Source organism: [Phormidium] sp. LEGE 05292 (assembly GCF_015207735.1).
Lineage (GTDB): Bacteria > Cyanobacteriota > Cyanobacteriia > Cyanobacteriales > Aerosakkonemataceae > Floridanema.
In genome coordinates, this window is record NZ_JADEWG010000281.1 from 1 (window position 1) to 3,616 (window position 3,616).

At 39.2% G+C, this 3,616-nt stretch carries 4 protein-coding genes; all 4 read left to right on the forward strand.

Going from position 1 to position 3,616, the window contains the following annotated elements:
• Nucleotides 1-151 precede the first annotated feature (151 nt).
• From IQ264_RS31815 to IQ264_RS31830, 4 genes are read left to right on the forward strand one after another with little or no spacing between them, the layout of a single operon-like run.
• On the forward strand, nucleotides 152-790 hold the full coding sequence (locus tag IQ264_RS31815) for a hypothetical protein (protein WP_228061966.1): 639 nt from the start codon (nucleotides 152-154) through the stop codon (nucleotides 788-790).
• 24 nt (nucleotides 791-814) lie between these two features.
• The gene (locus tag IQ264_RS31820) at nucleotides 815-1,669 is read left to right on the forward strand and encodes a hypothetical protein (RefSeq protein ID WP_193986642.1); all 855 of its coding nucleotides are present in this window, start codon (nucleotides 815-817) and stop codon (nucleotides 1,667-1,669) included.
• Nucleotides 1,670-1,680: 11 nt separating this feature from the next.
• Nucleotides 1,681-2,766, forward strand: a complete 1,086-nt coding sequence (locus tag IQ264_RS31825) for a hypothetical protein (RefSeq protein WP_193986644.1) — start codon at nucleotides 1,681-1,683, stop codon at nucleotides 2,764-2,766.
• Between the two features lie 30 nt (nucleotides 2,767-2,796).
• A complete protein-coding gene (locus IQ264_RS31830; RefSeq protein ID WP_193986646.1) occupies nucleotides 2,797-3,480 on the forward strand; it encodes a hypothetical protein in 684 nt (227 codons plus the stop codon).
• Nucleotides 3,481-3,616: the final 136 nt, after the last annotated feature.

Here is a 3,616-nt window from a genome sequence, read left to right on the forward strand (position 1 = left end):
TTAATAATAGAATTAAGCTCATTATTCGACAAAGCTATGGCTTTAAAAGCTTTGAATCTTTGCGAGAAAAGCTGTTAGCTTGTTTATTTAAATAAGATTTACTTATCCCCACAGGTACGGGAGAGCCAGTAACGAACAAGACCAATATTTGATGGCAATGAATGCTCATGCTGCTTGCATTCGCAATGCTCTTTCCCATCCGAAAAGTTTATTTATTGGAGATGAACTTTCGATTTTGTTCAAAAAAGATGGCTTTGCTGAAGTAGTAGGTGAACTTTGTGCAGTCGGACGGAAAAATGGGATTTCAGTGCTGCTACTTTGCCAGGATATTGATAGCATAAACGATTGCAGTACCGGAACGATGATTCTGCAAAATATGGTGTACCGCATTACCGGAAAATTAACATCTAATGCAGTTAATTCTTGGGTGCAAAGTTTGGGGTATCCACCAGAAATTATCGGTCAAAATGCCACCGAAGCTTTCTTTCCCAGAACGGTTGACCTCTGTTCTCATTGGTTAATTGAAAAAGGCGGTCGATTTTGGCAAACCCAGTTTTATCCAGGGGAAATGGTGTTAGCAAGTGTGGCTAACAACCAAACTGAATTGATGGCTCGTGCTAGAGTTATGGCGCAATATCCCGATAGCTTAAAAGGGCGATTGCTAGGTCTTAAACACTTTACTGCTGAATACGTTCAAGCGATTAAAGAAGGACGCTCTCTTACCAATATTGGCAACAATTCCATTACCGATATTCAGCAGCAACAATATTCTATTCGCATAGCTAGTTAATAGCTAATTAAAGGAGAATAAACCATGAGTAACAGATTACTTTTGATGAAACTTGCTCTTACTATTCCAGCATTGTTATTGCCATTAATTTTAAGCCCGGTTGAGGCACAGGCTGATAGTTCTGATAATTCCTTCACTACGACTACTACTGTTAATAATCCTGCTCCTTCTAACTTCACAGTTCCTACTTCTCAAACTCAACAAATCGAACAACAAATACAATCGTCTGCCGCACAATTTTTCGGTCAAGTCAATAATCCAATTCAACAGATATCCGGTGCTTTTAGCAAAATTACGACGCAACTTGACCAAATGCTACAATCATTCGTTGGTTCTCTGAAAATTCCCGATTTACCGGAAGTTATAGCTAAGATAATGAGCGGTAACTTCGCCGATAATCAAAGTACTAAACTGTCTGCTACTTTAGAAAAAAAACCTCAAGGTTCTTACAGCATTCAATCAGATTTAGCAAATCTTGCCCAACAGCAAACAGCAATTTCAATCGCTGCTAATGCCACTCTTAGTAAAGCTGCTCAAGATAGGCAAGCTCAAATGGCACAAATGGTTGACCAAAATGTTACTCAAATTATTCAATTGGGCGAAGAATCGCAAAACCAAGATGTTACACAACACATCATGCGTAACATTTCTCAACAAACGGCGCTAGCAGCACAGAATCAAGGTGCGATTGTCCTTCAGAATCAACAAGCACAGATCGATCGCGCCCTCGCCAATACTTTAAGTGCCCAACAAGCTAAAGAACTTAGCGAACTCAATGTCACCCAGCGAAGACAAGATGCTGCGGCTGGCACTGCTTCTTCTACACAAGCTGGACTGTTTCAAATGCCTGGTGGGATTACGTTAGGAAAAAAAGATTAGGTTATCAGAAAATGTTGGTAATATTCATTGCCCAAACTAGCACAAGCGGACAAGCATTAGATACTCTTTCTCATGCCATAGAAGTTTCGCAGAAAACTGTCGAATCTTGGAATTTAGTTTGGTTTAATACTTTCAATACTCAAGAATCTGCTTTGTGGATTGCTTTAGTCAAACTGGGATTAATTTTAGCTGGTATGTCTGTTATTTACCTAGCTGTTACCAGTGGCAAGGAAATTATCGAAAAACAATCTTGGTCGGAATTAATCGCCATGATAATTTGGCCGATTGTTATTGTATTTTTCTTGAGTAACAATGGCATACTTTTAGCCCAAAGTGTTAAACTCATTCACGGGATTGGAGCAGCACAAGTTCAACAAATCTTAGAAATTCAATTAGGAGAAATGACATTTAGAAGTGCGCTTACCGATGTCAATCTCACCAGTGCTGCCAAAGAAGAAATTGAAAAACTTTATAGCGAATGCCAGGGTAAAGTAGGCGAAGCTTTAGTTGCGTGTTGGAATGATAAAAAAGAAACTGCTCGAGCTATTCTCAACGAAGCCGAACAAAAAAATGGTAGCCCTCTCAAAAGTTTGCAACGATTCGTCGAAAACTTAGCCAATGTTACTAATGTCGCCGATATTGCTAGTGGTGATTTTGCCGGACAAGTTTTTCGTTCTACTGTCTTACCAATTATTCGATTAATTTTACGAGCAGTTCAGTGGGCATTTGTCAATATCTTAGAAGCTGCATTACTGCTAACAGCATTGTTCGCTCCGGCAGCAATGGGATTATCATTATTGCCATTGCAAGGAAAACCGATTTGGGCTTGGTTAGCCGGATTTCTTTCTTTGTTTGGCATCCAACTTGGTTACAACATTGTTGTGGGATTAGTAGCTGTAGTTATTGTTAATTCTGATGCCGAACTAATCACTGATATTGCTTTCCTGTTCTTTTTAGCGGTGTTTGCTCCCGTTTTAGCTGTTTTGATTGCTAGAGGTGGCGGTGCTGCTTTGTACAATGCACTTGCTAATAATACCAAACAGCTTACCGATATTGTAAGCAATGCTATTGGTGTATTTGCTGGCAAGTTGATTTAAAACTACTTTCCGTTCGCTGCGTTTCTAGTTATGACTTTTAAATCATTACCATCTCAACCATTACTACCGGAATCAAAAAACACTTTAGCTTGGTGCTTTGTGTTGTTAACAGGTATGGTGAGCATTTTGACTGTTGCTGTTGTATTTAATAGTTTCAATCTCAATTCATTGGCTCAAAAAAAAGTAACATTCGTGCAATTAAAAGATGGCACAACAGCCAGAGTTATGGAGGCAGATAGCTTCTATCGAGAACCGAAAACTATTAAAACTTTTGTCTCAAATTGGATTAATCTTACCTGGAGTTGGGATGGGAAAATTCCCGGTACCAATGAACCTGACCCTGGTATCAAAATCAAGAAAAGTAGCAAAGTTCCCACTAGTGCATGGATGGCTTCTTTGATGATGGAATCAGAATTTGGAGAAGCTTCTTTGGTAGAACTTGCCAAACTCATACCTAACGGAGTTTTTGAAGGTAGAACTCGTTCTACAGCTTACGTTTCTTACCTTTCCGAACCAAGAGAAATCAAACAAGGAGTTTGGGAAATCGATTTAATTGCTACCCGTGTCCTTCTCGAACCAGGTATTGGTGAGAGCCGACAACCATTTAATCGCACTATCACTATCAAAACCACTGAAATTCCCGTTTCCCCGTTAGGTGAAAATGCCAGCTTGGTGGAAAAAACCGTAAATGGGTCTTCCGGCATCATGGGGTAAAATGTAGTTAGCACTACATTTTACCCGAAAAGGACGATGGATTTTCATCTAGATACCTTATTAAACTTACCAAACGTTACAGTTTTCACTGCTTATGAAAAAGAAGGATTCTTCATTTTAAAATTAGAGTTGTTAA

Coding starts and splice junctions, on each gene's coding strand:
- IQ264_RS31820 (WP_193986642.1), top strand. CDS start 815: ATGAGTAACAGATTACTTTTGATGAAACTTGCTCTTACTATTCCAGCA.
- IQ264_RS31825 (WP_193986644.1), top strand. CDS start 1,681: ATGTTGGTAATATTCATTGCCCAAACTAGCACAAGCGGACAAGCATTA.
- IQ264_RS31830 (WP_193986646.1), top strand. CDS start 2,797: ATGACTTTTAAATCATTACCATCTCAACCATTACTACCGGAATCAAAA.
- IQ264_RS31815 (WP_228061966.1), top strand. CDS start 152: ATGGCAATGAATGCTCATGCTGCTTGCATTCGCAATGCTCTTTCCCAT.